General features: G+C 71.5%; 24 protein-coding genes. 16 read left to right on the forward strand and 8 right to left on the reverse strand.

Going from position 1 to position 26,188, the window contains the following annotated elements; all coding sequences use genetic code 11:
• The first annotated feature begins 43 nt into the window (after positions 1–43).
• Positions 44–1,252 (forward strand): sensor histidine kinase, encoded by a 1,209-nt coding sequence (locus K3769_RS24540; RefSeq protein ID WP_267028498.1) that lies wholly within the window; start codon positions 44–46, stop codon positions 1,250–1,252.
• 59 nt (positions 1,253–1,311) lie between these two features.
• Entirely contained in the window at positions 1,312–1,983 is a 672-nt protein-coding gene (locus tag K3769_RS24545) for a response regulator transcription factor (RefSeq protein WP_189773250.1), read from the forward strand.
• 273 nt (positions 1,984–2,256) lie between these two features.
• On the opposite strand, the gene K3769_RS24550 is transcribed toward K3769_RS24545, so the two are convergent.
• Together K3769_RS24550 and K3769_RS24555 are read right to left on the reverse strand one after the other, a co-directional pair.
• Positions 2,257–3,363, reverse strand: coding sequence for a DUF5937 family protein (locus tag K3769_RS24550; RefSeq protein WP_267028499.1), 1,107 nt, complete (start codon positions 3,361–3,363; stop codon positions 2,257–2,259).
• Positions 3,364–3,559: 196 nt separating this feature from the next.
• Positions 3,560–4,732 carry a threonine aldolase family protein gene (locus K3769_RS24555; RefSeq protein WP_267028500.1) on the reverse strand — a complete coding sequence of 391 codons (1,173 nt, stop codon included), beginning with the start codon at positions 4,730–4,732 and terminating at the stop codon, positions 3,560–3,562.
• A gap of 192 nt (positions 4,733–4,924) precedes the next feature.
• On the opposite strand from K3769_RS24555, the gene K3769_RS24560 reads away from it, so the two are divergent.
• The 10 genes from K3769_RS24560 (at position 4,925) to K3769_RS24605 (ending at position 13,587) form a co-directional block, all read left to right on the forward strand.
• Positions 4,925–5,863 (forward strand): Rossmann-like and DUF2520 domain-containing protein, encoded by a 939-nt coding sequence (locus tag K3769_RS24560; protein ID WP_267028501.1) that lies wholly within the window; start codon positions 4,925–4,927, stop codon positions 5,861–5,863.
• Positions 5,864–5,984: 121 nt separating this feature from the next.
• On the forward strand, positions 5,985–6,977 hold the full coding sequence (gene panC / locus K3769_RS24565) for a pantoate--beta-alanine ligase (protein ID WP_267028502.1): 993 nt from the start codon (positions 5,985–5,987) through the stop codon (positions 6,975–6,977).
• Positions 6,974–8,815 carry an L-aspartate oxidase gene (locus K3769_RS24570; protein WP_267028503.1) on the forward strand — a complete coding sequence of 614 codons (1,842 nt, stop codon included), beginning with the start codon at positions 6,974–6,976 and terminating at the stop codon, positions 8,813–8,815. The genes panC and K3769_RS24570 overlap by 4 nt, the downstream gene beginning before the upstream one ends.
• 5 nt (positions 8,816–8,820) lie before the next feature.
• A complete protein-coding gene (gene nadC / locus K3769_RS24575; RefSeq protein WP_267028504.1) occupies positions 8,821–9,828 on the forward strand; it encodes a carboxylating nicotinate-nucleotide diphosphorylase in 1,008 nt (335 codons plus the stop codon).
• A gap of 2 nt (positions 9,829–9,830) precedes the next feature.
• Positions 9,831–10,628 (forward strand): type III pantothenate kinase, encoded by a 798-nt coding sequence (locus K3769_RS24580; RefSeq protein ID WP_267028505.1) that lies wholly within the window; start codon positions 9,831–9,833, stop codon positions 10,626–10,628.
• Positions 10,629–10,976: 348 nt separating this feature from the next.
• Positions 10,977–11,573 carry a hypothetical protein gene (locus K3769_RS24585; protein WP_267031525.1) on the forward strand — a complete coding sequence of 199 codons (597 nt, stop codon included), beginning with the start codon at positions 10,977–10,979 and terminating at the stop codon, positions 11,571–11,573.
• Between the two features lie 68 nt (positions 11,574–11,641).
• Positions 11,642–11,821 (forward strand): hypothetical protein, encoded by a 180-nt coding sequence (locus K3769_RS24590; protein WP_267028506.1) that lies wholly within the window; start codon positions 11,642–11,644, stop codon positions 11,819–11,821.
• Between the two features lie 142 nt (positions 11,822–11,963).
• Positions 11,964–12,452 carry a BlaI/MecI/CopY family transcriptional regulator gene (locus K3769_RS24595; RefSeq protein WP_267028507.1) on the forward strand — a complete coding sequence of 163 codons (489 nt, stop codon included), beginning with the start codon at positions 11,964–11,966 and terminating at the stop codon, positions 12,450–12,452.
• Between the two features lie 10 nt (positions 12,453–12,462).
• A complete protein-coding gene (locus tag K3769_RS24600; RefSeq protein ID WP_267028508.1) occupies positions 12,463–13,002 on the forward strand; it encodes an amino-acid N-acetyltransferase in 540 nt (179 codons plus the stop codon).
• A 249-nt stretch (positions 13,003–13,251) separates the two neighbouring features.
• Positions 13,252–13,587, forward strand: a complete 336-nt coding sequence (locus K3769_RS24605) for a histone-like nucleoid-structuring protein Lsr2 (RefSeq protein WP_030573823.1) — start codon at positions 13,252–13,254, stop codon at positions 13,585–13,587.
• Here the strand turns inward: K3769_RS24605 and K3769_RS24610 are convergent.
• A complete protein-coding gene (locus K3769_RS24610; protein WP_267028509.1) occupies positions 13,566–14,246 on the reverse strand; it encodes an SCO3374 family protein in 681 nt (226 codons plus the stop codon). The genes K3769_RS24605 and K3769_RS24610 overlap by 22 nt on opposite strands.
• Positions 14,247–14,675: 429 nt before the next feature.
• Here K3769_RS24610 and K3769_RS24615 point away from each other — a divergent pair, with 429 nt between their 5' ends.
• Complete coding sequence (locus K3769_RS24615; protein ID WP_267028510.1) at positions 14,676–17,204, forward strand: ATP-dependent Clp protease ATP-binding subunit; 2,529 nt, start codon at positions 14,676–14,678, stop codon at positions 17,202–17,204.
• A 151-nt stretch (positions 17,205–17,355) separates the two neighbouring features.
• Here the strand turns inward: K3769_RS24615 and K3769_RS24620 are convergent, their stop codons facing one another.
• The gene (locus K3769_RS24620; protein WP_267028511.1) at positions 17,356–17,976 is read right to left on the reverse strand and encodes an HAD family acid phosphatase; all 621 of its coding nucleotides are present in this window, start codon (positions 17,974–17,976) and stop codon (positions 17,356–17,358) included.
• 286 nt (positions 17,977–18,262) lie between these two features.
• Here K3769_RS24620 and K3769_RS24625 point away from each other — a divergent pair, with 286 nt between their 5' ends.
• Both K3769_RS24625 and K3769_RS24630 read left to right on the forward strand, forming a co-directional pair.
• Entirely contained in the window at positions 18,263–19,831 is a 1,569-nt protein-coding gene (locus tag K3769_RS24625; RefSeq protein WP_267028512.1) for a carboxylesterase/lipase family protein, read from the forward strand.
• Positions 19,832–20,287: 456 nt separating this feature from the next.
• The gene (locus K3769_RS24630) at positions 20,288–20,995 is read left to right on the forward strand and encodes a M23 family metallopeptidase (protein ID WP_267028513.1); all 708 of its coding nucleotides are present in this window, start codon (positions 20,288–20,290) and stop codon (positions 20,993–20,995) included.
• Positions 20,996–21,022: 27 nt separating this feature from the next.
• Here the strand turns inward: K3769_RS24630 and K3769_RS24635 are convergent, their stop codons facing one another.
• A complete protein-coding gene (locus tag K3769_RS24635; RefSeq protein ID WP_267028514.1) occupies positions 21,023–21,607 on the reverse strand; it encodes a TetR/AcrR family transcriptional regulator in 585 nt (194 codons plus the stop codon).
• Positions 21,608–21,703: 96 nt separating this feature from the next.
• Entirely contained in the window at positions 21,704–22,063 is a 360-nt protein-coding gene (locus K3769_RS40960) for a hypothetical protein (protein WP_267031765.1), read from the reverse strand.
• Here K3769_RS40960 and K3769_RS24645 point away from each other — a divergent pair.
• A complete protein-coding gene (locus tag K3769_RS24645) occupies positions 21,972–23,522 on the forward strand; it encodes an MDR family MFS transporter (protein ID WP_267031526.1) in 1,551 nt (516 codons plus the stop codon). The two genes, K3769_RS40960 and K3769_RS24645, sit on opposite strands and share 92 nt — an antisense overlap.
• Before the next feature lie 403 nt (positions 23,523–23,925).
• Here the strand turns inward: K3769_RS24645 and cseC are convergent, their stop codons facing one another.
• Positions 23,926–25,224, reverse strand: a complete 1,299-nt coding sequence (gene cseC, locus K3769_RS24650; protein WP_267028515.1) for a two-component system sensor histidine kinase CseC — start codon at positions 25,222–25,224, stop codon at positions 23,926–23,928.
• A 222-nt stretch (positions 25,225–25,446) separates the two neighbouring features.
• On the reverse strand, positions 25,447–26,178 hold the full coding sequence (cseB, locus tag K3769_RS24655; RefSeq protein WP_267028516.1) for a two-component system response regulator CseB: 732 nt from the start codon (positions 26,176–26,178) through the stop codon (positions 25,447–25,449).
• Positions 26,179–26,188 lie beyond the last annotated feature (10 nt).

Genomic DNA, 26,188 nt, shown 5'->3' on the forward strand with positions numbered 1-26,188 from the left:
CGGTTGACCCCTGCACACAGCACGCTTCCCTACGCTGGGTTACGTGCAGCGCCTCTATGATTTTCTCCGCAGGCACCCGACATGGGTCGACGGCTTCTGGGCCGTCGTCCTGCTCGGGATCTCGGTCGCGAGCGGAACGACCCCTCAGGAGAATTCCGACTCCGGGATCGGCCAGCTGGCCGTCACCCTTCCGATCACCCTGCTGCTCTGCCTGGTGATCGCGCTGCGCAGGCGGCTGCCCGAGCCGATGCTGATCCTCGCCGTCTCCATGGCCGTGGCGCAGCTGGTGCTGGACATGCCGTTGGCACCGGCCGACTTCGCGCTCCTGGTGATCACCTACACCGTTGCCTCGAACGGCACCCGCTGGGCGTCCCGGCTCGCCCTCACGGGGGGTCTGCTCGCGGCCCCGCTCGCGCAGCTGCGCTGGCCGGAGGAGCATCAGAGCGCCGTCGAGCAGGTGGCGATAGTGATCTTCCAGACGGTTCCCTTCGCCCTGGCCTGGGTCCTCGGCGACTCCCTGCGGACCCGCCGCGCCTACTTCGCGCAGCTGGAGGAGCGGGCCGCGCGGCTGGAGAAGGAACGCGAGGCGCAGGCCAAGGTCGCGGTCGCCGCCGAGCGCGCTCGGATCGCCCGCGAGCTGCACGACGTCGTCGCGCACAACGTCTCGGTGATGGTGGTCCAGGCCGACGGCGCCGCGTACGTGCTGGACTCCGCGCCCGACCAGGCCAAGAAGGCCCTGGAGATCATCTCCGGGACGGGGCGGCAGGCCCTCGCCGAGATGCGCCGCCTCCTCGGGGTGCTGCGCACCGGCGAGCACCAGGAGTCCGGCGAGTACGTGCCGCAGCCCGATGTGGAGCAGCTCGACGAGCTGATCGAGCAGTGCCGGGGCTCCGGACTGCCCGTCGACTTCAAGATCGAGGGCACTCCGCGCCCGCTGCCCAGCGGTGTCGAGCTGACCGCGTACCGCATCGTGCAGGAGGCGCTCACCAACACCCGTAAGCACGGGGGGCCGAACGCGGGAGCGAGTGTCCGCCTGGTCTACTTCGACGACGGCCTCGGTCTGCTCGTCGAGGACGACGGCAAGGGCGCCCCGCACGAGCTGTACGAGGAGGGCGGGGTGGACGGCCAGGGCCACGGACTGATCGGTATGCGCGAGCGCATCGGCATGGTCGGCGGCACCCTGGACGCCGGGCCGCGTCCCGGTGGCGGCTTTCGCATCAGCGCCCTGCTTCCCCTCAAACCCGCTCACTGACACGTGCACGTGTGCGAAGGCACGTGTACGTATTCGATCCGACCCCGGAGGACCTCCCTATGCCGATCCGCGTGATGCTCGTCGACGACCAGGCGCTGCTGCGCACCGGGTTCCGGATGGTGCTGGACGCCCAGCCGGACATGGAGGTCGTGGCGGAGGCGGGGGACGGCGTGGAGGCGCTGCAGGCCCTGCGGGGGAGGGATGTCGACGTGGTCCTGATGGACGTCCGCATGCCCAAGCTGGACGGGGTGGAGACGACTCGTCGGATCTGCTCGGACCCGAACCCGCCGAAGGTGCTGATCCTGACGACCTTCGACCTCGACGAGTACGCCTTCTCGGGGCTCAAGGCGGGTGCCTCCGGCTTCATGCTCAAGGACGTGCCGCCCGGTGAGCTCCTCGCCGCGATCCGCTCCGTGCACAGCGGTGACGCGGTGGTCGCGCCCTCGACGACCCGGCGTCTGCTGGACCGCTTCGCGCCGCTGCTGCCGAGCGCCGGCAAGGATCCCCAGCACAAGGAGCTGGAGCGGCTCACCGGCCGGGAGCGGGAGGTCATGATCCTGGTCGCGCAGGGTCTGTCGAACGGGGAGATCGCGGCGCGGCTGGTCCTCTCCGAGGCGACGGTCAAGACCCATGTGGGCCGCATCCTCACGAAGCTGGGGCTGCGGGACCGGGTCCAGGTGGTCGTCCTGGCGTACGAGACGGGTCTTGTACGGGCGGGCGGACAGGGCTGAGCGGGTCGCCCGGCTCGGCGCGGTCTGTGGCCGGGTGTTCGTTGTCGGCTGACGGCCGGGTGGGGGGTGCGCAGTTCCCCGCGCCCCTAGGTGGTTGGGGGCGGGGGATGGCGCATGAGTTCCCGTCCCCCTGCCCCTCACCCCCAGGGGCGCCGAGGGCCGGGTATGGCGCATGAGTTTCCCGTGCCCCTGCCCCTCAGGGGCGCGGGGAACTGCGCACGGTAACCCCTGGCGGCCCGCACCTGGAAACAACCGGCACCCTCCGCGGAGCGGTCAGCGGAGGAGGCCCTCCAGGAAGTCGCTGCCCAGGCGCGCCACCATCGTGACGTCCAGCTGGTGCAGGACGTACCGGCCGCGGCGGCGGGTGGTCAGCAGACCTGCCTTCTTCAAAACGCTCAGGTGCCGCGATATCTCGGGCGCCGTCATCCCGTACGTCTGCGCCAGCTCGCTCGTCGTGAACGCGCTGCGCGCCAGGCTCCGGCAGAGCCGCATCCGCATCGGATGGGACAGGGCCGTCATCCGCAACGTCAGCTGCTCGACCGAGGTCGGGACCGTCAGCTCGGGGGAGCCGACCGGATAGTGGATCACCGGCTGCCAGCCGTACCGGTGCAGCACCATGAGATGCGGCCAGCCGAGGCTCGTCGGGATCAGCAGAAGACTGCCCGCCCGGATCGACGTGCGGCCGTGGCCCAGCTTGTCGACGACGATCCGGCCCGCGGCCTCGTCGAGCGTCACTGCGGCCGACACGGACGCCAGGGCCTCGCCCAGGCCCAGCCGGCCGAGCAGGTCCGTCTTGCGGCGGGCGTCCGCCGCGAGCTGATGGCGCAGCTGGGACCAGGTGTCGGCGAAGAACGCCTCGTCGCAGTCCTCCAGGAACTGCCGCAGCCAGGCCCGGATCCGCGGCGGATCGGCCAGCAGTCGCTCGGTGAACTCCGCCGGCCGCGGCCCGCGCGCGGCGGCCAGCTCCAGGGCCCGCCGACGGGACACGGGGTCGGCCAGGGCGCCGGCGCCCTGCGCGTCGTACGGGAGCGCGCAGGTGAACTCCAGGGCCGCGTCCACGAACTGCTTGTCCGTCAGCTTGTCGAGCAGGTCCAGCTCCTCGGCGAGCGTGGCGCCGGGGAGCGTGCTGCCGTCCGTCGCTCCCGCGTACGGCAGGAAGAGGTCCGAGAACGTCGTCCGCCACAGGAAGTCGGCCTCGCACATCCGGTCGGCCAGATGCGGGTCCAGGCGGGCGGTCACGCCGGTCGCCCAGCCCTGGAGGCCGGGGTGGTGGCCCGGCTCGGCCAGCGCGTGCAGTGCCATGCACAACTCGGCCAGGGGCGAGGGCACGACGGCCACCCGCTCCCTGCGCAGCCCGGAGATGTCGATGGTCACGCTCATGAGCTCATGGTGCACCCCGCCACTGACAACGCGGCCCCCGATTGACGAGCGCCGTCAATCGCCGCGACGGCGACGGCGACGGCGACCGCGGGCCCGGCCAGGGCCACGGGTACGCGTACGGGCACGGCCACGGGCACGGGTAGGCACGGTCTGGGTACGCCGGTTCGCCCGCCCGCCCGCCCGCCTGCCCGCCCGGTCAGCAGCGGGGGACGCGCGCCACGAACTCCCTGACCGCGGCCCGTACGTCGTCCGCCGTCCACTCCAGGCCGGGCGCGCCCACCGTGACCTCGGTGCACGCGAGGCCGGGGCCGCGCCGGTCCCAGACCTGCGGGAAGAGCGACACGCCCGTCTCCTCCGCCTGCAGCGTCCCCGCGTCGGTCAGGACGTCGGCCTCGTACGGCAGCCACACCTGGAACTGGTGCGTGTGAGGCTCCTCCGGGTGGACCCGCGCCCAGGGGAGCCCCACCCCGGCGAACCCCTCGCGCAGCGCCGCGGCGACCACGCGCGCGTGGGCCACGTACTCCGGGAGCCGGGGCAGTTCCCGCTCCAGGCCGATCAGCGCGGACAGGGCGGTGGGGAACTGCTGGAGGATCTGGCCGCCGTACCGGTGGCGCCAGGCCTTCGCCTCGTCGACGAGCGTCCTCGGGCCCGCGAGGGCGGCGCCGCCGAAGCCGCCCAGCGACTTGTAGAAGGACACGTAGACGCTGTCCGCGAGGTCCGCGATCTCGGCCACGGACCGGCCGAAGTGCGGGCCGCACTCCCACAGGCGGGCCCCGTCGACGTGCACCACGGCGTCCCGCTCGCGTGCCGCGTCCGTGACGGCGGTCAGCTCCTCCCAGGAGGGCAGGAGGAAACCGGCCTCCCGGAGAGGCAGTTCGAGGAACAGCGTCCCGAAGGGCTCGTCCAGGTCGCGCACCTCGTCGGCGGAGGGCATCCGCGGCTCCCGCGTGGGATGGACGGTCCGCAGGCCGCCGAGGGCGCTGAGCGCGTGCCTCTCGTGGACCTCCGGGTGGGACAGGGGATGCATCGCCACCGTCGCGTTGCCCGTACGGCCCGCCCAGCAGCGCAGCGCCACCTGCTGGGCCATGGTCCCCGACGGGAAGAAGGCGGCGGCCTCCTTGCCGAGCAGGGCGGCGACGCGCTCCTCCAGGGTCTCGACGATCCCGTCGCCGTACATGTCCACCGGCAGGTCCAGGTCGTACACGTCCGGCGCGGCGTCCGTCAGCCCGGTCAGCAGCTCACCGACCGTGGCGCGGAAGCCGGGCCGCCACAGCGCCCGCCGGGCCCCTCGCCAGGCGACCCTGCGCCGCTCCCGCCGCTGTCCGGGCGTCCGCTCAGCCGCTTCCGACCCCTGTGCCGCATCATTCATGCTCCGGATGATGCAGGACGCCCTGACGAGGGGCACGCGAATTCAACGGCGACCCCGTGCCGCGGGCGGTGGATTTCCCACAGGCTGTGGACAAGAACCTGTGGACAGAAAAACGGCCTCGGACCGATCGCGTTAACATGACGAGAAAGCGTCCGGTACCCCGAGCGGACTGGAACGGAAGGCCGCCGTCGAGTGAGTACATTCCCCCAGGCAGACCCCAAGGACCGCCCCGCGCGGCTCACCGTCGGCGTCGTCGGCGCCGGGCGGGTGGGCCCCGCGCTGGCCGCCTCGCTCCAGCTCGCCGGGCACCGCCCGGTGGCCGTGTCCGGGGTCTCCGACGCCTCCCGGCGCCGCGCCGCGCAACTGCTGCCCGACGTGCCGCTGGTGACCCCCGAGCAGGTCCTTCAGCGGGCCGACCTGGTCCTGCTGACGGTCCCGGACGACGCCCTGCCGGGGCTGGTCGAGGGGCTCGTCGACACCGGTTCCATCCGGCCGGGCCAGCTCCTCGTGCACACCTCGGGACGGTACGGGGCGAGGATCCTCGACCCCGCCCTGCGCGCCGGCGCCCTGCCGCTGGCCCTGCACCCCGCCATGACGTTCACCGGCACCCCCGTGGACGTACAGCGACTCGCCGGATGCTCCTTCGGGATCACCGCGCCGGAGGAGCTGCGGCTGGCCGCCGAGGCCCTGGTCATCGAGATGGGCGGCGAGCCCGAGTGGATCGCCGAGGAGTCCCGGCCGCTCTACCACGCGGCCCTCGCGCTCGGCGCCAACCACCTAGTGACGCTGGTCGCCGAGTCCATGGACCTGCTGCGCACGGCCGGGGTCGACGCCCCGGACCGGATGCTGGGCCCGCTCCTGGGCGCCGCACTGGACAACGCCCTCAGATCGGGCGACGCGGCCCTCACCGGACCGGTGGCGCGCGGCGACGCGGGCACGGTCGCCGCGCACATCACCGAACTGCGCGAGCACGCGCCGCAGACCGTCGCCGGCTACCTCGCGATGGCCCGCGCGACGGCCGACCGGGCCCTGGCCCACGGCCTGCTCAAGGCGGAGCTCGCCGAGGACCTCCTGGGCGTGCTCGCCGACGGCCCCGACGGACCGGACGTCCCCGAAGGAGACGTCCGGTGACGCGCGCGGGTTCAGGCCCGGCCGCCGCGGACCCGGGCGCCGGGACGCGCCCGGGACGGGGCGCCGGGACAGTTTCAGGCTCGGGCACCGACAGCCGGGGCGCCCGGAACGGAGCAGTCCGATGACCACCGTCCTGCTGAGCACCGCCGACGCGCTCCACGCGCGCGTACGCACGGGCCGCCGCGCCGTCGTCATGACGATGGGCGCCCTGCACGAGGGACACGCCACCCTGATCCGCACCGCCCGCCGGCTCGCGGGCGGCGACGGCGAGGTCGTCGTCACCGTCTTCGTGAACCCCCTCCAGTTCGGCGCGGGCGAGGACCTCGACCGCTACCCGCGCACCCTGGACGCCGACATCAAGATCGCCGAACAGGCGGGCGCGGACGTCGTGTTCGCCCCTTCCGTGGACGAGGTCTATCCGGGTGGCGAACCCCAGGTCCGGATCAGCGCGGGCCCGATGGGGGAGCGGCTCGAGGGCTCGACGCGGCCCGGGCACTTCGACGGCATGCTCACCGTCGTCGCCAAGCTGCTGCACCTCACCGGGCCCGACGTGGCGCTGTTCGGGCAGAAGGACGCCCAGCAGCTCGCCCTGATCCGCCGCATGGTGCGCGACCTGAATTTCGGCCTGGAGATCGTCGGCGTCCCGACCGTGCGCGAGGCGGACGGTCTCGCCCTGTCCAGCCGCAACCGCTATCTGTCGGCCGGCGAGCGCCGCACCGCGCTCGCCCTCTCCCAGGCCCTGTTCGCGGGCAGCGACCGGCACGCCGCCCAGGAGGCCCTGTGCGCACGGGCCCGCGAAGTGCCCGCCACGCACGCGCGTGCCGACGCCCTGAGCGCCATCGGCGAGTCCCGCGCCGCCGCCGACACGCACGCCGTCGCCAAGGCGGCCCCGGGAGGCCCCGCCGCGGTCCGCGCCGCCGCCCGGCTGGTCCTGGACGACGCGGCCCGGCTCAGCCCGCCGCTCGTCCTGGACTACCTGGCACTGGTCGATCCGTCCGACTTCACCGAGATCCAGGACGGCCACACCGGTGAGGCGGTCCTCGCCGTCGCCGCCCGGGTCGGGGCGACCCGGCTGATCGACAACATTCCTCTGACCTTCGGAGCCGCCTCGTGACCAGCACAGGCACCAGCACGGGCGCCGGTACGGGCACCGGCACAGGCATACGTCTGCACGCGCCCGCGCCCGGCTGGTCCGTCACCGCCGACGTCGTGGTCGTCGGCTCCGGAGTCGCCGGACTCACCGCCGCGCTGCGCTGCGAGGCCGCCGGTCTGCGGACGGTCGTCGTCACCAAGGCCCGCCTCGACGACGGCTCCACCCGCTGGGCCCAGGGCGGCATAGCCGCGGCCCTGGGGGAGGGCGACACCCCCGAGCAGCACCTCGACGACACCCTGGTGGCGGGCGCCGGCCTGTGCGACGAGGACGCCGTGCGCATCCTCGTCACCGAGGGCCCCGACGCCGTACGCCGTCTGATCGAGACCGGTGCCCACTTCGACGAGTCCGAAGGGGGCGGCCTCGAACTGACCCGTGAGGGCGGCCACCACCGCCGGCGCATCGCCCACGCGGGCGGCGACGCGACCGGCGCCGAGATCTCCCGCGCCCTCGTCGAGGCGGTCCGCGCGCGCGGGATGCGCACGGTCGAGAACGCGCTCGTCCTGGACCTGCTCACGGACGCGGACGGACGCACCGCGGGCGTGACCCTGCACGTCATGGGAGAGGGCCAGCACGACGGCGTGGGAGCCGTCCACGCGCCCGCGGTGGTCCTCGCCACCGGCGGCATGGGCCAGGTCTTCTCGGCGACCACCAACCCGTCGGTGTCCACCGGCGACGGCGTGGCGCTGGCCCTGCGGGCGGGCGCCGAGGTCTCCGACCTCGAATTCGTGCAGTTCCACCCCACCGTGCTGTTCCTGGGCGCGGACGCGGAGGGCCAGCAGCCGCTCGTGTCCGAGGCGGTCCGCGGCGAGGGCGCCCACCTCGTCGACGCGCACGGCGAGCGCTTCATGCTGGGGCAGCACGAACTGGCCGAACTGGCGCCCCGCGACATCGTCGCCAAGGGCATCACGCGGCGCATGCAGGAGCAGGACGCCGAGCACATGTACCTGGACGCCCGGCACTTCGGGGCGCGCATGTGGGAGCACCGCTTCCCGACGATCCTGGCCGCCTGCCGCGCCCACGGCATCGACCCGGTCACCGAGCCGATCCCGGTCTCCCCGGCGGCCCACTACGCCTCCGGAGGCGTCCGCACCGACTCCCGGGGCCGTACGACCGTCCCCGGCCTGTACGCGTGCGGCGAGGTCGCCTGCACCGGCGTCCACGGCGCCAACCGGCTCGCCTCGAACTCCCTCCTGGAAGGCCTCGTCTACGCCGAGCGCATCGCGGCGGACATCGCGGACAGCCACGACGGGGACGGCACCGGCACGGCCGGTCACGAGGAGCCAGGTCAGGACGAGAACCGGCTCCACGCGCGCGTGCCTTCGCCCGGCGACGCCCGGCCGCGGAAGCCCGAGCACCCGCTGCTCGCCGCCGAGGCCCGGTTCGCGATCCAGCGGATCATGACGGACGGCGCCGGCGTCCTGCGCTCGGCCGGCTCCCTGAAGGGCGCCGCCGACCGCCTCCAGCAACTGCACGCCGACGCCCGCGACGCCCTCGACGAGAACGGCAAGACCGCCGAGCCCGGCGTCGACACCTGGGAGGCGACCAACCTCCTGTGCGTGGCCCGAGTCCTGGTGGCCGCCGCCCGCCTCCGCGAGGAGACCCGAGGCTGCCACTGGCGCGAGGACCGGGACGAACGGGACGACGAGAACTGGCGGCGCCACATCGTCGTACGGCTCAATCCCGACCGGACGCTCGCGGTACACACCACCGACACCGCAGACTTCCCCCCGACACTCTCCCCGGCCCGCGACCGTGTGCGTACCGGGAAAACCCCCACGCCCAGCCCCCAGGAGCAGTGACAGAAGTGAGCACCCCGGACCTTCCCCTCCTCGACGGCGGTGGCTGCGGCGACGGCTGCGGCTGTGGCGAGTACAGCGCCGACGACGCGGAGTACGCCGAGTGCGGGCTCGACCCCGCCCTCGCCCAGCTCCTCGCCGACGCCGGGCTCGACCCCGTCGAGGTCGAGGACATCGCGCATCTGGCCATCGAGGAGGACCTCGACCACGGGGTGGACGTGACCACGGTCGCGACCATCCCCGAGGAGGCCGTCTCCACCGCCGACTTCACCGCCCGGGAAGCCGGTGTCGTGGCGGGCCTGCGGATCGCCGAGGCGGTCGTCTCCGTGGTCTGCACCGACGAGTTCGAGGTCGAGCGGCACGTCGACGACGGCGACCGCGTCGAGGCCGGCCAGCGGCTCCTGAGCGTCACGACCCGCACCCGGGACCTGCTGACGGCCGAGCGCAGCGCGCTCAACCTCCTGTGCCGTCTGTCCGGCATCGCGACGGCCACGCGCGCGTGGGCGGACGTCCTGGAGGGCTCCGGCGCGCGCGTACGGGACACTCGCAAGACGACGCCCGGGCTGCGCTCACTGGAGAAGTTCGCGGTCCGCAGCGGCGGCGGGGTCAACCACCGCATGTCCCTCTCGGACGCGGCCCTCGTCAAGGACAACCACGTGGTCGCCGCGGGCGGCGTCGCACAGGCCTTCAAGGCCGTCCGGGAGACCTTCCCCGAGCTGCCGATCGAGGTCGAGGTCGACACCCTGGACCAGCTGCACGAGGTCCTGGACGCGGGCGCCGACCTCATCCTCCTGGACAACTTCACGCCCGCCGAGTGCGAGGAGGCCGTGGCCCTGGTGGGCGGACGCGCGCTCCTGGAGGCCTCGGGCCGTCTCAGCCTGGACACCGCCGCGGCGTACGCGCGCACGGGCGTCGACTTCCTCGCGGTGGGCGCCCTCACGCACTCCTCGCCCATCCTGGACATCGGCCTCGACCTGCGCGACGCCCCCGAGTCGCCCCTGAGCGAGGCTGAGTAGGCATGCTGCTCACGATCGACGTCGGCAACACGCACACCGTCCTCGGGCTCTTCGACGGCGAGGACATCGTCGAGCACTGGCGCATCTCCACGGACGCGCGTCGCACCGCGGACGAGCTGGCCGTGCTCCTCCAGGGGCTGATGGGCATGCACCCGCTGCTCGGCGACGAGCTGGGCGACGGCATCGACGGCATCGCGATCTGCTCGACCGTCCCCTCGGTCCTGCACGAGCTGCGCGAGGTGACCCGCCGCTACTACGGCGACGTACCCGCCGTCCTCGTCGAACCGGGCATCAAGACGGGCGTCCCGATCCTGATGGACAACCCCAAGGAGGTCGGCGCCGACCGCATCATCAACGCGGTGGCGGCGGTCGAGCTGTTCGGCGGGCCGGCGATCGTCGTCGACTTCGGTACGGCGACGACCTTCGACGCGGTCTCCGCGCGCGGGGAGTACGCCGGCGGCGTCATCGCGCCCGGTATCGAGATCTCCGTCGAGGCGCTCGGTGTCCGGGGCGCGCAGCTCCGCAAGATCGAGATCGCGAGACCGCGCACGGTCATCGGCAAGAACACGGTCGAGGCGATGCAGTCCGGCATCATCTACGGCTTCGCCGGGCAGGTCGACGGCGTCGTGCGCCGCATGGCCCGCGAACTCGCCGACGATCCGGACGACGTCACGGTCATCGCGACGGGCGGGCTCGCGCCGATGGTGCTCGGCGAGGCGTCGGTGATCGACGAGCACGAGCCGTGGTTGACGCTGATCGGCCTGCGACTGGTCTACGAACGAAACGTCTCCCGCACGTAGCCGCTCCGCTGGGGTGACCGCGCTTGGCAGGTGCGGGCCGGTCGGGGTTGATGTTGCGCAGTTACCCGCGCCCCGACCCATCCAGGGGCGCGGGGAACTGCGCAACACCAGCCCCGGCCAACCCGCAGGCATCCAGCGCCCTCGCCCCGACCCACCCAGGGGCGCGGGGAACTGCGCAGCTCACCGCAGCGGACCCGCAGGTGTCCACTCGCCCCCGGCGGCTCCTCGGTGGCACCCCGGGGGAGCCGCCACGATGCAGCCACGCCGCACAATGGGCGGTATGTGGGTTTTGTCTGATTAGCGCGTATCGTCGCGGCCATGCCCACGCCTCACGGATCCCGCGGCGGCATGGCGTTCGGTACGGAGGAGCTGCGTGTGCTCCGACGTGCGCTCGCTCTCGCCCTTCACCCCGGCCCCGCCTCGGCCCAGGACCTCCAGGACTGCCTCCGCCTGGCGGAGAGTGTCGACGAGGCGGCCCGCGAGGGCGCCCGGCAGCGCGCCTTCCTGCTGGCCGACCTCGCCCGCTACCGCGCCGCGCTCCCGGGGACGGCCGCGGGCTATCTGACGCTCCTGGAGGAGGCCCTCGGTGCCGGCCACCGTCCGGTCCCCGACGACATGGCCGCCCTGCGCGCCCTGTGCGGCAACCCCGTGGCGGCCCTCCTCCTCGACCGCTGCGAGGAGCTCGTGGAGCAGGACGTGCGCACCCGCCTCGCCCGCCGCTCGGTACCGGCCTCGCGCACCCGCCCCCGCGCCCGGCTGACGGCCCTCCCCGGCGGGAAGCCCGCGGAACGGCCCGCCGGCGACCCGGCCCCCCGGCCCGCCCCGCAGGCGCCGCGCCCCGACCGCCCCATCCCGACCCCGGGCGAGGTCTTCCCTCCCAAGCGCAAGCCCGCCGCCCCGTCGCCAACCCCCGACAGCCCTTCCCGGCAGCTCGCCGCCGTCTAGGACACGTCCCGGGCGGGTCCCTGACCCCGATCCCCGCCCGGCCCGGCACCCTGGCTACTCTGGGCGGCATGGAATACGTCTCCGCGCTCGTGCCCCCGGTCGTGATGGCCGTGTTCTTCGTCGGTCTGATCGTGACGATCGTGAAGACCCAGGGCGGTGCCAACAAGGCCAAGGAGGACGCGGCCGTCGACGCGGTCCTCGCCCGCGCCGAGCACGCCCGCCAGACCCACCGCGACACCGAGACCTGAGCGCGGCTCCCGGCCCACCGCCGCTCACCGCACGGCGTACGACTCATACGTTTTACGAGTCGTACGCCCTTTTTGTTGCTGTTTGCCGGCCGGTGCCACGTCCACCACGTGATCGGTGACATCTCCCCCTATTGTTCTGGCTGTGCCTCGCCCATTGGGAGAACTCGAAGACTCGGTCATGACGCGGGTGTGGAAGTGGAACCGCCCGGTGACCGTACGAGAAGTCCTGGAAGACCTTCAGCAGGAGCGGTCCATCGCCTACACCACGGTGATGACCGTTTTGGACAATCTCCATCAGAAGGGCTGGGTGCGTCGCGAGGCGGAAGGCCGGGCCTATCGATATGAGGCGGTCTCCACCCGTGCCGCCTACTCGGCCGCACTCATGAACGACGCCTGGACGCAGAGCGACAACCCGGCCGCCGCTCTCGTCGCCTTCTTCGGCATGATGTCCCCGCAACAGCGCGAAGCACTGCGCGACGCCGTACGTATCGTCCAAGGGCCGGAAACGCCCGCACCGCAGAACACGGCACCGCAGAACACCGCACCGCAGAACGCGGCAGGACAGAACACGGCAGGACAGAACACGGCCGTCGAGAACCCCGCCGCCGCAGAGGGCGCGAGCGGGGGATAGCGTCCGGTTCATGCCAGCAGAGCAGCCCGAAGTCAGCACTAATGCCCTCACTGTCCGCCGGGCCAGGACCAGCGATGTCCCGGCGGTTCGCGGCCTCCTCGACTCGTACGTCCGCGGTCGCATCCTGCTCGACAAAGCGACGGTCACGCTTTACGAGGACATCCAGGAGTTCTGGGTCGCGGAACGCGGTACGGGCCGGAGTTCGGAGGTCGTGGGCTGCGGAGCTCTCCACGTGATGTGGGAAGACCTCGCGGAAGTACGCACTCTCGCGGTGAACCCCGTGATGAAGGGGGCGGGTGTGGGCCATCAGTTGCTGGGGAAGTTGCTGGAGACCGCCCGCTGGCTCGGTGTTCGCCGCGTATTCTGCCTGACCTTCGAAGTCGACTTCTTCGCCAAGCACGGCTTCGTCGAGATCGGTGAGACGCCCGTTGACACCGATGTCTACGTCGAGCTGTTGCGTTCCTATGACGAGGGCGTGGCCGAGTTCCTGGGGCTCGAACGAGTGAAACCGAACACCTTGGGCAACAGCCGGATGCTTCTGCATCTGTGATCGCCCGTGCGTAAAACTCCGGGCCTACCTCCGCACCGGCGCGTCGGCCCATGCCCAGTGCCTCTATGTCCGAAACGCGCATGTTTCCGGTCTTCCCGGGTCTCGTCGGTCTCTCCCAGGGGTTTGTGTTTTTCCATCAAAAGCGGTTTGCTTTCCGACGTACTGCAGTAGTGCATATAACAGGGGACATGAAACTGCGGCGGCTGCCGTGGATCCTCGGCCCTGAAGATATCGATGAAAGGAAATCCGGTGGCACAGAAGGTTCAGGTCCTTCTTGTCGATGACCTCGACGGTGGCGAGGCGGACGAGACCGTGACGTTCGCGTTGGACGGCAAGACGTACGAGATCGATCTCACGACCGCCAATGCGGACAAGCTCCGTGGACTTCTTGAGCCGTACGTCAAGGGCGGCCGTCGTACCGGAGGCCGTGCTTCGGGTGGGCGTGGAAAGGCGCGCGCCGCTTCCGGTGGCAGCCAGGACACCGCGCAGATCCGTGCCTGGGCGAAGGAGAACGGTTACGAGGTCAATGACCGTGGCCGCGTTCCGGCGTCCATTCGCGAGGCCTACGAGAAGGCCAACGGCTGAGCACAGCCATGGCGCAGCCGGATGCGATGGCACTCCGAGGCCATCGTCTCCACGAGTCGTACGAGATCGGGGGCGCCCCCACCGCCCCCGCCGAGCGCCGACAGCGTGGGCAGCGACGACTCCACCTCGCAGCCGGGCTCAGGGGGCCGCAGCCATACGGCGGCCCCCTGCGAGCCGGTGACGCGGCCCCGTTCCGCCCCGCCGGGATCGGCCGCCCCGCGCGCGTCATCACCAGCGCAGCCACCAGCACCACCGCCACCGGCCTCGCCGGGGCCCTCGTGCGCGCCGCGTGCCGGGCCCGGCGGCAGCGGAGCCTCCACGCGCCCGCCCGCGCCGGTCGCCGTGAGATCCAGCTTGAGAGAGCCCCACTCCAGCCAGTCGAGGAGTCCCGGCAGCTCCTCCGCGCTCCCCGCCGCGACGAACAGCCGCATCCGGTCCCCCCGCACGGCCACCGGAGAGCCGGGACCCAGATGCCGCAGCGCCGCGTACCCCGCCTCCGCGGGCGCCTCCAGGACGTCGAAGCGCAGCCCCGTCAGCAGGCCGACCGGCGCGCCGGGCACCGTCGCCCACCCAAGTTCGTTCTCGTACCAGTGCCGGACCGTGTCGTCCGGACGGACCGCGTCGGGCGGACGACGGGGAAAGGGGACCGTGGAGACCATGCAAGGCCAACCGCCGGGGGAGCGCCCGGGTTACGCTGGGTGGTCCGGCATGTGCGAAGGGTGCCCGGAAAGCGGGCGCCCGGAGGCGGTCGGCGACGCAAGGGTGTTCGCCCGTAGCGGAGGGAACCGGCGCACTCGGCATGGAGTGTCAGTGCCTGCGGGTAAGACATCCCTAGTGGGAGGGGCGACACGCATGGATCGGGCATCTCGCGTTCGCCATCGGCGTACTGATGGTGGGGGTATCTGTCTGGCCTGCGGGAACATCGTCTCGCACCATCGGGTTGAGGCAGATGTCGGCGTTCGGGGTCAGGAGGCCAAGGACGGTGTCGGCAGTTGGAATGAGCGGTCCCCGCTTGCGGGACTAAGCTGCGGAAGGACAGGGAGGGGAGCGTCCCCTTACTGCCTGACCGCTCTGAGGAGCGATTAACGATGTTCGAGAGGTTCACCGACCGCGCGCGGCGGGTTGTCGTCCTGGCTCAGGAAGAAGCCCGGATGCTCAACCACAACTACATCGGCACCGAGCACATCCTCCTGGGCCTGATCCACGAGGGTGAGGGTGTCGCCGCTAAGGCCCTGGAGAGCCTCGGGATTTCACTTGAGGCGGTCCGTCAGCAGGTGGAGGAGATCATCGGGCAGGGCCAGCAGGCTCCGTCCGGTCACATCCCCTTCACCCCTCGTGCCAAGAAGGTCCTGGAGCTCTCGCTCCGCGAGGCCCTTCAGCTGGGTCACAACTACATCGGCACGGAGCACATCCTGCTCGGCCTGATCCGTGAGGGCGAGGGCGTCGCCGCCCAGGTCCTGGTCAAGCTGGGTGCCGATCTCAACCGGGTGCGGCAGCAGGTCATCCAGCTGCTCTCCGGTTACCAGGGCAAGGAGACCGCCGGCGCAAGCGGCGGTCCTGCCGAGGGCACCCCCTCGACGTCCCTGGTCCTCGACCAGTTCGGCCGGAACCTCACCCAGGCCGCTCGTGAGTCCAAGCTCGACCCGGTCATCGGGCGCGAGAAGGAGATCGAGCGGGTCATGCAGGTGCTGTCCCGCCGTACGAAGAACAACCCGGTGCTCATCGGCGAGCCCGGCGTCGGCAAGACCGCCGTCGTCGAGGGCCTCGCCCAGGCCATCGTCAAGGGCGAGGTGCCCGAGACCCTCAAGGACAAGCACCTCTACACCCTGGACCTCGGCGCGCTGGTCGCCGGCTCCCGCTACCGCGGTGACTTCGAGGAGCGCCTGAAGAAGGTCCTCAAGGAGATCCGCACCCGCGGCGACATCATCCTGTTCATCGACGAGCTGCACACGCTGGTCGGTGCGGGTGCCGCCGAGGGCGCCATCGACGCCGCGAGCATCCTGAAGCCGATGCTGGCCCGTGGTGAGCTGCAGACCATCGGTGCCACGACGCTCGACGAGTACCGCAAGCACCTGGAGAAGGACGCCGCGCTCGAGCGCCGCTTCCAGCCCATCCAGGTCGCGGAGCCGTCGCTGCCGCACACCATCGAGATCCTCAAGGGCCTGCGCGACCGCTACGAGGCGCACCACCGCGTGTCCATCACGGACGAGGCCCTGGTGCAGGCGGCGACGCTCGCCGACCGGTACATCTCGGACCGCTTCCTGCCCGACAAGGCGATCGACCTGATCGACGAGGCCGGTTCCCGGATGCGCATCCGCCGGATGACCGCGCCGCCGGACCTGCGCGAGTTCGACGAGAAGATCGCCGGCGTCCGCCGCGACAAGGAGTCCGCGATCGACTCGCAGGACTTCGAGAAGGCCGCCTCGCTGCGCGACAAGGAGAAGCAGCTCCTGGCCGCCAAGGCCAAGCGCGAGAAGGAGTGGAAGGCCGGCGACATGGACGTCGTCGCGGAGGTCGACGGCGAGCTCATCGCCGAGGTCCTCGCGACCGCCACCGGCATCCCGGTCTTCAAGCTGACCGAGGAGGAGTCCTCGCGTCTGCTGCGCATGGAGGACGAGCTCCACAAGCGGGTCATCGGCCAGGTCGACGCCGTCAAGGCGCTGTCGAAGGCGATCCGCCGTACGCGCGCCGGTCTGAAGGACCCCAAGCGCCCCGGTGGCTCGTTCATCTTCGCCGGTCCGTCCGGTGTCGGTAAGACCGAGCTGTCCAAGGCACTCGCGGAGTTCCTCTTCGGTGACGAGGACGCGCTGATCTCCCTCGACATGTCGGAGTTCAGCGAGAAGCACACGGTCTCGCGTCTCTTCGGCTCGCCCCCCGGCTACGTGGGGTACGAGGAGGGCGGCCAGCTGACCGAGAAGGTCCGCCGCAAGCCGTTCTCCGTCGTCCTCTTCGACGAGGTCGAGAAGGCCCACCCGGACATCTTCAACTCGCTGCTGCAGATCCTGGAGGACGGTCGCCTGACCGACTCCCAGGGCCGGGTCGTGGACTTCAAGAACACGGTCATCATCATGACGACCAACCTCGGCACCCGGGACATCTCCAAGGGCTTCAACCTGGGCTTCGCGGCCTCGGGCGACAAGAAGACCAACTACGAGCGCATGAAGAACAAGGTCTCGGACGAGCTCAAGCAGCACTTCCGGCCCGAGTTCCTCAACCGCGTCGACGACGTGGTCGTCTTCCCGCAGCTCACCCAGGACGACATCCTCACGATCGTCGACCTGATGATCGGCAAGGTCGACGAGCGCCTCAAGGACCGGGACATGGGCATCGAGCTCTCCCAGTCCGCCAAGGAGCTGCTGTCCAAGAAGGGTTACGACCCCGTCCTGGGCGCGCGTCCGCTGCGTCGCACGATCCAGCGCGAGGTCGAGGACACCCTCTCCGAGAAGATCCTCTTCGGTGAGCTGCGCCCCGGTCACATCGTGGTCGTGGACACCGAGGGCGAGGGTGAGGCCAAGACCTTCACCTTCCGCGGCGAGGAGAAGTCCGCACTGCCGGACGTTCCGCCGATCGAGCAGGCGGCCGGTGGGGCAGGCCCCAACCTGAGCAAGGAGGCGTGACCTCCGGGTCCGCCTGAGGGCGACCGCCGGTCGGACGATCGCCGATCGAACGACCGGCAGGCGCACAACCGATGGGGCCGGTGCTTTCGAGCACCGGCCCCATCGGCATGTCCGGGCCGCCCCGGGCCCCGGCCCTACCTCGTCCTGTCCGTCAGGACAGCTGGCCGTCGTAGTCCGGCAGCTTGTACGTCTTCTCGGCGTGCCCGCCCGACAGGTCGGTGGCGCTGTTGCCGATGTTCGCGATGATCGTGTAGCCCTTGGCCTCGACGGCCGCCCGCTGCGCGGTCTTGTAGGCGGCCACGTCCTTGAAGAGGTCGATGAAGCCGCGTACGTACAGGCCGGAGACGCGGTAGCCGACGTGCTTGAGGTTGTAGTCCGTCACCGACTTGATGATGTCCGGGCGGGCCGTGACGAAGAACAGGGCGACGCCGTGGTCCTGGGCGTACCGGGCCACGTCGAGGACGGGCGCGTTGGCCGGCGAGGGATAGCTGAAGCCGAAGTCGGTCTCCAGCGTGGTGTTGTCGATGTCGAAGACGATGGCCTGCTTCTCGCCGGCGGCCGCACCGGCGATACGTTCCTTCAGGTAGGGCAGCGCCTCGGCCATGACGGCCCGGCAGTCGTTCTGCCAGGTGGCGTACTCGACGTCGGCGGCTGCGGCGGTCACCGCGGTGGTGGCCGGGGTCGCGGCGGCGGCCGGGCTCATCAGGGCCGCGGTGGCCGCCGTGGCGGCGACGGTCACGCCGATCAGGCGCTGCAGGCTGCTTCCGGTCATGGGTGGGGGGTTCCTCTCGCGTGGGAGCGCTGCGGGACATGGCTCATGGACATGCTCACGGGCGTGGGGGGCCGGCTGGGGGCGACGAGATTACCGAGCGGTAACTGTAGGGGGCCCAGGCGGGGTTGGGATAGGCCCCGGGGCCCGGAAGGGGCCTGGAGAACGGTGTCCGTCTCTCCTGGGCGTGTGTACGCCGCCGGTCTTGGCGTGACAAAAGCGGTGGCCGCGCGACCCGGTGCGGCGGGAGGATCCAGGGTGTCCCGAACCGTTCCAGGAGGGAACCGCCATGGATGTCGACCGACCCGAAGTCCGTACGCAGGCCGGGGTGTTGAGGGGCGAGGCCGGGAGGGCGGGTACGGCGGTGTTCCGGGGTGTCCCGTTCGCCGAACCGCCCGTCGGCGCGCTGCGGTTCGCGGCGCCGCGGCCCGCGCGGGGCTGGGACGGCGTACGGACGGCGACCGCGTTCGGGACACCGCCCCCGCAGTCCGCGGCGTTCGGCATGGACGTGCTCGCGCCCCCGGACACCGACGACGGCGACTGGCTGACCCTCAACGTCTGGACACCCGATCCCGCCCCCGGCGCCGGACTGCCGGTGATGGTGTGGCTGTTCGGGGGCGCGTACGTCATCGGCATGTCGGGCCTGCCCGAGTACGACGGCGGGCGGTTGGCGGGGGAGGGCCGCGTCGTCCTGGTGACGCTCAACTACCGCATCGGCATAGAGGGGTTCGCGCACATCGAGGGTGCGCCCGCCAACCGCGGGCTGCTCGACCAGGTCGCCGCCCTCGCCTGGGTGCGGGACAACATCCGTGCCTTCGGCGGCGACCCGGACCGTGTCACGGTCTTCGGCGAGTCGGCGGGCGCGGGATCCCTCGCCGCGCTGCTCTCGATGCCGAGCGCGGCCGGGCTCTTCCGGCGGGCGGTCACGCAGAGCGTGCCCGGCCCGTTCCTGTCGGCCCCGCTGGCCGCGGACATCGCCGGGGAGCTCGCGGCGGAGCTGGGACTGCGGCCGACCGTGGACGACCTGAGCACGGTCGCGCCGCATTCGCTGCCCGCGGCGGCGGACACGGTCGGGGCACGACTGGAGCGGTACGCGGACCGGTGGGGCGTGCTGGCGCACACGGCGATCCCACTGGCGCCCGTGGTGGACGGGGACGTGCTGCCCCGCGCGCCCTGGGAGGCGCTCGCCGCCGGTGCCGCACGCGACATCGAGCTGGTGTCCGGCCATACGCGGGACGAGTACCGGCTCTTCATGGCGCTCGACGGAACGCTCACCGAGGAGCTGACGGAGGACCGCGCGACGGCGGCGCTGCTGACGTTCTCACCCATGACCGGCGGGGTGGCCGGCTCGGGTGGCGCGGGCGGCTCGGGGGGCGAGGAAACGTACCGGAAGGCCTTTCCGGGGCTCGACGCGGCGGGGCTGTACGAGCTGGTCCGCTCCGACTGGCTGTTCCGGATGCCGTCGCTGCATCTGGCCGAGGCCCAGATCGCGGGCGGCGGCCGGGCCCACGTCTACGAGCTGGTCTGGGAGGCGCCCGGCATGGGCGGGCTGCTCGGAGCGTGTCACGGGCTCGACGTCCCGTTGGTCTTCGGCAACCTGCGCGGCGGGCTGCCCGCCCTGCTGTTCGGGGAGGAGCCGCCCGCGGCGGCGGAGGAGGTGTCGGCGCTGTTCCGGGCCGCGTGGACGGGCTTCGCGGCGGGGGAGGGGCCCGGGTGGCCGGCGTACGACCTCGATCGGCGGCCGGTACGGCTCTTCGACGTACGGCCGACCGTGACGGCGTACCCGGAGGAGGTGTCCAGGGAGCTGTGGCAGGGGCACGTCTTCGGGGCGCTGCCGCTGCTCGGGCCGGGGGCCTGACGTGGGCCCTGACGGCAGGAAGGCGGGGAGGGGCTGTAGTCGCGGTCACATCTCGGGCGTCTTGGATCTTGCCGCCCGGTGACATGACGCACAGGCGTTTCGCGCGCTACTAGCGGCGGTAGTGGTCGACACGGGGTGGACAAAAAGGACCTTTGACCCTGGGGGTGGGTCCGAGGTCCTCCGGGGTGGACGGGGCGGTCGGCGCGGTGGGGTCCGGCCCGTCCGGGGCGCGTCTGAAGTGGGGGTAAACCAGACTTCCGATACAAAAAGGGGAGGTTCTCGTATTCGTCGGTTGTTCTGTCAAGGAGTCGGAAGTTTCGGGGTCAAGTACGACTTGAGGTCGTAGAAGGGTGTTTTGGGGGTCGGCGGGAGTACGGGTTACCAAGGGATGACCCCCGCCCGGCGCACCGACAGCGCGCCGGGTGTGTTGTTGCCCGTCCCCCGGAGGTAGTCCCCATGTCGCAGCGCACCACGTCCCGCATACCCGGCACGTCCCAGCTCCGTACCCGGGCGGCCGTCCTGGCCCTCGGCCTGGGAGTGACGACCGCCGTCGGAGCCGGGGTCGCGGTCGCCGCGGACGCCAAGCCGAGCGCGGTCTCCCTGTCGAGCGCGGCTGCCGCCTCCGTGCAGGAGCAGGCCGCCGCGCAGGCGAAGGCCGCGCAGAAGGCCGCCCAGGCGAAGAGCGAGGCTGCGAAGAAGGCGGCTGCCAAGAAGGCCGCCGCCAAGCCCGCCGCGAAGCCGGCGTCCTCCTGGGTCGACCCGGTCGCGAAGTACAAGCTCTCCGCGAGCTTCGCCCAGGCCGGAAACCTGTGGTCGTCCACCCACTCCGGGCAGGACTTCGCCGTCTCCTCCGGCACCCAGGTCGTCGCCGCCCACGGCGGCACCGTCGTGAAGACCGGCGGCAACGGCGCCGGCGACGGACCCGCGTACGGCAACGCCGTCGTCATCAAGCACGGCAACGGCACGTACTCGCAGTACGCGCACCTGTCCCGGGTGGACGTGAAGCCCGGCCAGGTCGTGAAGACCGGCCAGCGGATCGCGCTGTCCGGCAACACCGGCAACTCCAGCGGGCCGCACCTGCACTTCGAGATCCGTACGACGGCCAACTACGGCTCGGCGGTCGACCCGGTCGCCTTCCTGCGCTCCAAGGGGCTCAGCCTCTGACGGACCTCGCGATCCGGGTCCGTGATCTCAGGACTCGCGCGGGCCCGAGTGCGCCCGTGTGACCAGCTCGATGGCGACCTCCAGGACGGCTTGCCGCTTGTCCTCGGGGTCGCCTTCGATGTCCTTGAGGGCGAACATCCCGGCGTGCATGGTGAACAGGGCGCTCACGCAGCGGACCTGGTCCGTCAGCGGGGCGGCGGGTTCCCTGATGATGTCCAGCATCTTGACCATGCGGTGCTTGAAGGACTCGCCGATGCTCAGTTCGCGGACCGTCGCCTGGTTCTCCTGCATGAAGCGGAAGACGGGGGTCGCGTCGTTGAGGGCCTGGCTGTACCGGCGCAGGAGTTCCTGCTTCGTGTCGAGTGAGTGGGGCTGTCCCTTGCCCCACTCGATCAGCTCGTCCATCGGCCTCGTCATGTCTTCGAAGAGGCTGATGAGGATGTCTTCCTTGGTCTTGAAGTGGTAGTAGAGCGCGGCCTTGGTGACGTCCAGCCGCTCGGCGATCTCGCGCAGGGACGTCTTCTCGTAGCCCTGCTCGGCGAACAGCTCGATGGCCACGTCCTGGATGCGCTGGCGGGTGTCTCCGCGCCGCCGCTGCCTGCTGCCGCCCATCGTGGCCGCCCCTCGTCCTGGTCGCACGCCGCAGCGTGGGTAAAGAAAAACTTACTTGACGCCCGGCTAGTTACGGGTCTACTTTCCCCAGTGTAGTCAACTTGCCGGTCGGCAAGTAAGTGGCAGTGCGGTACCCAGGGGAGTGGGCGAAGTGGCGAACACCAGGACGGCCGGAGCGGCCGGAGCAGCGGACGAGGCGGAGCCGGCGGACGCGGTGCCGGGGGCGGCATCGGCTCCGGCGTCGACGGCGTCGGCGCCGAGCGGGTCGGGGAGGGTGCGGAGGCCGCGCAGGCCGATCAAGCCGATGAGGCCGGCGAAGAAGACGGCGTCGGGGTCGCGGCCGGCGACGGACTCCGCGGGCGCCGTGGACGCCGCGGGCGCCGCGGACGCGGAAAAGCAGCCCAGGAGCGTACGGGTCGTCCTGCTCGCGCTGATGATCGCGATGCTCCTCGCCATGCTCGACAACATGATCATCGGCACCGCGATGCCGACCATCGTGGGCGAGCTGGGCGGCCTGGAACACCTGTCGTGGGTCGTCACCGCCTACACGCTCGCGACCGCCGCCTCCACCCCGATCTGGGGCAAGCTCGGCGACATGTACGGGCGCAAGGGCGTCTTCATGACATCGATCGTGCTCTTCCTGATCGGGTCGGCGCTCAGCGGAATGGCCCAGGACATGGGCCAGCTCATCGGGTTCCGGGCGATCCAGGGACTGGGCGCGGGCGGTCTGATGGTCGGCGTCATGGCGATCATCGGTGACCTGATTCCGCCGCGTGAGCGTGGCAAGTACCAGGGCATGATCGCCGGCGTGATGGCCCTCGCCATGATCGGCGGACCGCTGGTCGGCGGCACGATCACCGACAACTGGGGCTGGCGCTGGTCCTTCTACATCAACCTCCCGCTCGGTGTCATAGCCCTGATCGCCATCAGCGCCGTACTGCACCTGCCCAAGAAGCGGGTGGACGCGCGGATCGACTACCTGGGCGCCGGACTGCTCACCGTGGGCATCACCGCGATCGTGCTCGTGACCACCTGGGGCGGGACCGAGTACGCCTGGGGCTCCGCCCGGATCATGGAACTGATCGCCATCGGGGTCGCCGCGCTCGTCGGCTTCGTGTTCGTGCAGACCAAGGCCGCCGCGCCGATCATGCCGCTGCACATCTTCCGCAGCCGCAACTTCACGCTGATGTCCGTCGTCGGCTTCGTCGCCGGGTTCGTGATGTTCGGTGCCGTGCTGTTCCTCCCGCTGTACCAGCAGTCGGTGCAGGGCGCGTCCGCGACCAACTCCGGGCTGCTGCTCCTGCCCATGCTCGGCGCGATGCTCGTGACGTCGATGGTGGCGGGGCGGGTGACGACCAGCACCGGGCGCTACAAGGCCTTCCCGATCGTGGGCAGTGCGCTGATGGTGGTCGGGCTGTACCTGCTGTCGCTCATGGACACCGACACGTCGAGGCTGACGTCCGGTGTGTACATGGCCGTGGTCGGGGCGGGGATGGGCTGTCTGATGCAGATCACCATGCTCGTCTCGCAGAACAGCGTCGAGATGAAGGACATGGGCGTCGCGTCGTCCAGCACCACGCTGTTCCGTACGCTCGGGTCGTCCTTCGGTGTCGCCATCATGGGGGCGCTGTTCAACAACCGCGTCCAGGACGTCATGTCCGAGCGGGCCGGGGCGCTGGGGTCCAAGGTGACCGAGCAGTCGGCGCAGCTGGACGCGGCGAGCTTGGCGAAGCTGCCGGAGGCCGCGCGGGAGGCGTACCAGCACGCGGTCGCGTCCGGGACGCACTCCGCGTTCCTGCTGGGAGCGGTTGTCGCGGTGGTGGCGCTGGTGGGGGCCGTGTTCGTGAAGGAGGTTCCGCTTCGGGGGGCGGGTGCGGGCGCCTCCGGCGGGGAGAAGGCGCCGGAGGCGGTCTGAGTCCGGCCGCTCCCTGAGGCCCCTGGTTCCGGACGGCGTCCGGGGCCGGGGGCCTTTCTCCGCCCCCGCCGCCCCTACCCGTTCCCGTCCCGTACTCAGGGGCTCCGCCCCCGAACCCCCGCTCCTCAAACGCCGGAGGGGCTGAAAAACGGGGCTGCGCCCTGCTCCCCGTACGCACACGCGGCGGCGTGCGTCAGGCGTGCCGCCGCCGACCCGGGAATCGGGGCGCAGCCCCGTTCCCAGGGGCGCGGGGAACTGCGCGGCCAGCCCCGTCCGGCCCGCACCCCCTCCAGCCCGGTCGGCTCGCACCTCCTCCAGTCCTGGCCGGACCCGCACCCCCTCCAGCCCGTCCGGCGTCTGAGGACGAGAAAAGGGGGGGGCCGGGGCGGCAGCCCCGGGGTGGTTACTCCGGGAGCATGGGGTAACTGCCCGTGTTCGTGGGGGCGTGCTCCGGAAGCCACAGCACCGCCACCGCCCCCTCCGCGGGAACCCCCTCCGCCGCCCCCACAGCCCGCACATTGCGGAACGTGAGCCGCGCCCCCAGCACCCGCGCCTGCCCCGCCGCGATCGTGAGCCCCAGCCCGTGCCCGTGCCCCGCCCGGTCACTGCTGCCGGTGCGGAAACGGCTGGGGCCGTCGGCCAGGAGCGCGTCGGGGAACCCGGGACCATGGTCGCGGACCCGGATGACCCGCCCCTCGACGGTGACCTCGATGGGCGGCTTGCCGTGCTTGGCGGCGTTGACCAGCAGGTTGATGAGGACCCGTTCCAGGCGGCGCGGGTCCGTCGTGACCGCCGACTCGTGGACCACCCGGACGACGATCCCCGGATCCCGCGCGATCACCCGCCGGGTCACGAACTCGCCCAGCAGGATGTCCTGCAACTCCGCCCGCTCGGACGCGCTGTCCAGCCGCGCGACCTCCAGCACGTCCTCGACCAGTTGCCGCATCGCCTGCGCCCGGTCCCGTACGAGCTCCGTGGGGCGCCCCGGCGGCAGCAGTTCCGCCGCGGTGAGCAGCCCGGTCACCGGCGTGCGCAGCTCGTGCGCGATGTCCGCGGTCACCCGCCGCTCCGCCTCGATGCGCTGCTGCAACGCGTCCGCCATCGCGTCCACGGCCCGCGCGAGGTCATCGGTCTCGTCGCGCACGACCCCGCCGATGGAGTCCCGTACGCGCACATCCGGTTCGCCCTGCGCCACGCGCCGGGCCGCCGTGGCCGCCTTGCGCAGCCGTCGGGAGAGCTGGCCGCCGATGAGTACGCCGAGCGCGCAGCCGCCGAAGACGACCGCGATCGAACCGATGAGCAGCGCCTCGTCGAGATCCTTCAGAACGGTCGTGCTGCGGTCGGTGAAGTTCGTGTGCAGCGACAGGATGCGGCCGTCCTTGAGCGGCACGGCCGCCCAGATGTCGGGCACGCCGTCGGAGTGCTCCGTCACATACGTCGCCCGCCGCCCCGCCGTCGCCTTGGCCAGCAGGTCCTTCGGCAGGGCGGGGTCGTCGATCCTGACGCCGGGGAAGTTCGGCCGCCCGGACGCCTCGTAGTTGCGCTGAGCGATCTGGACGCGTTCGTCGGCGAGGTCGCGCGCGTTGTCGAGCATCGAGACCCGGGCGGCGTTGTGCACGACCAGGCTCAGCGCGACGGCCACCAGCGCGCCGACCGCCGCGATGGCGGCACTCAGCTTCCATCTGATCCCCGTACGCGGCATCAGGCGCCCGAGTCTCTCGCGCCGCCCGGCCACACCGACCCGCCCCCGCCCCTGCTCGGGCACAGGCGCGGGCACGGGCCTTTCGACGGGCCCGTCTCCGCGCCCGTCTCCGGATCCCTGCCCGTGTCGGTGTCGGTGTCCGCGTCCGCGTCCGTCGTCGTCGCCCACGTCACCGTCTCCGTCGGCCGGGCTGCCGCTCGTCCCCCGCATCGTCCGCTCCGCTCAGGCCTTCAACTTGTAGCCGAAGCCGCGGACCGTCTCGATCCGGTCCTGGCCGATCTTCGTACGCAGCCGCTGCACATGGACGTCGACGACCCGGGTGTCACCGCCCCAGCCGTAGTCCCACACCCGCTCCAGCAGCTTGTCGCGCGACAGGACCGTACCGGGTGAGGACGAGAACTCCAGGAGCAGCCGCATCTCGGTGGGCGTCAGCGACACCGGGACGCCGCCCCTGCGCACCTCCATGCCCTCCGTGTCGATCTCCAGCTCGCCGGGACCGGAGCCCGCGCCGAAGGTCAGCACCCCGCCGCCGGGCTCGGCCGACGTGCCGTCGTGCCCCTCGGCGGAGCGCGGGCCGCTCGCGTGCCCGAAACGCCGCAGCACGGCCCGGATACGCGCGACCAGCACCGCTCCGTCGAAGGGCTTGGTCACGTAGTCGTCGGCGCCCGCCTCCAGGCCCAGCACGACGTCGATGGAGTCGGCGCGGGCCGACAGCATGATCACGGGAACGGTCGACTCGTCCCGGATCCGGCGGCACAGCGACACCCCGTCGAGACCCGGCACCATCACGTCGAGGAGCGCGATGTCGGGCCGGTCCGCGCGGAACGCCTCCAGCCCCGACAGCCCGTCGGGCATGGCGGTGACCACGAAGCCGTCGCGCTCCAGCGCGAGCTGGGTGGCCTCGCGGATGACGTCGTCGTCCTCGACGAACAGGACATGGGTGTGCTCTGCCATCCGGGTGCTC

The sequence above is a fragment of the Streptomyces ortus genome, from assembly GCF_026341275.1.
GTDB lineage: Bacteria > Actinomycetota > Actinomycetes > Streptomycetales > Streptomycetaceae > Streptomyces > Streptomyces ortus.

What these genes read in the sequence shown, in the direction of transcription:
- K3769_RS24545 (WP_189773250.1), top strand. Translation starts at nt 1,312, where the DNA reads ATGCCGATCCGCGTGATGCTCGTCGACGACCAGGCGCTGCTGCGCACC.
- K3769_RS24550 (WP_267028499.1), bottom strand. Translation starts at nt 3,363, where the DNA reads ATGAGCGTGACCATCGACATCTCCGGGCTGCGCAGGGAGCGGGTGGCC.
- K3769_RS24555 (WP_267028500.1), bottom strand. Translation starts at nt 4,732, where the DNA reads ATGAATGATGCGGCACAGGGGTCGGAAGCGGCTGAGCGGACGCCCGGA.
- panC (WP_267028502.1), top strand. Translation starts at nt 5,985, where the DNA reads ATGACCACCGTCCTGCTGAGCACCGCCGACGCGCTCCACGCGCGCGTA.
- K3769_RS24580 (WP_267028505.1), top strand. Translation starts at nt 9,831, where the DNA reads ATGCTGCTCACGATCGACGTCGGCAACACGCACACCGTCCTCGGGCTC.
- K3769_RS24585 (WP_267031525.1), top strand. Translation starts at nt 10,977, where the DNA reads ATGGCGTTCGGTACGGAGGAGCTGCGTGTGCTCCGACGTGCGCTCGCT.
- K3769_RS24590 (WP_267028506.1), top strand. Translation starts at nt 11,642, where the DNA reads ATGGAATACGTCTCCGCGCTCGTGCCCCCGGTCGTGATGGCCGTGTTC.
- K3769_RS24600 (WP_267028508.1), top strand. Translation starts at nt 12,463, where the DNA reads ATGCCAGCAGAGCAGCCCGAAGTCAGCACTAATGCCCTCACTGTCCGC.
- K3769_RS24610 (WP_267028509.1), bottom strand. Translation starts at nt 14,246, where the DNA reads ATGGTCTCCACGGTCCCCTTTCCCCGTCGTCCGCCCGACGCGGTCCGT.
- K3769_RS24615 (WP_267028510.1), top strand. Translation starts at nt 14,676, where the DNA reads ATGTTCGAGAGGTTCACCGACCGCGCGCGGCGGGTTGTCGTCCTGGCT.
- K3769_RS24620 (WP_267028511.1), bottom strand. Translation starts at nt 17,976, where the DNA reads ATGACCGGAAGCAGCCTGCAGCGCCTGATCGGCGTGACCGTCGCCGCC.
- K3769_RS24625 (WP_267028512.1), top strand. Translation starts at nt 18,263, where the DNA reads ATGGATGTCGACCGACCCGAAGTCCGTACGCAGGCCGGGGTGTTGAGG.
- K3769_RS24630 (WP_267028513.1), top strand. Translation starts at nt 20,288, where the DNA reads ATGTCGCAGCGCACCACGTCCCGCATACCCGGCACGTCCCAGCTCCGT.
- K3769_RS24635 (WP_267028514.1), bottom strand. Translation starts at nt 21,607, where the DNA reads ATGGGCGGCAGCAGGCAGCGGCGGCGCGGAGACACCCGCCAGCGCATC.
- K3769_RS40960 (WP_267031765.1), bottom strand. Translation starts at nt 22,063, where the DNA reads ATGGCGAGGAGCATCGCGATCATCAGCGCGAGCAGGACGACCCGTACG.
- cseC (WP_267028515.1), bottom strand. Translation starts at nt 25,224, where the DNA reads ATGCCGCGTACGGGGATCAGATGGAAGCTGAGTGCCGCCATCGCGGCG.
- cseB (WP_267028516.1), bottom strand. Translation starts at nt 26,178, where the DNA reads ATGGCAGAGCACACCCATGTCCTGTTCGTCGAGGACGACGACGTCATC.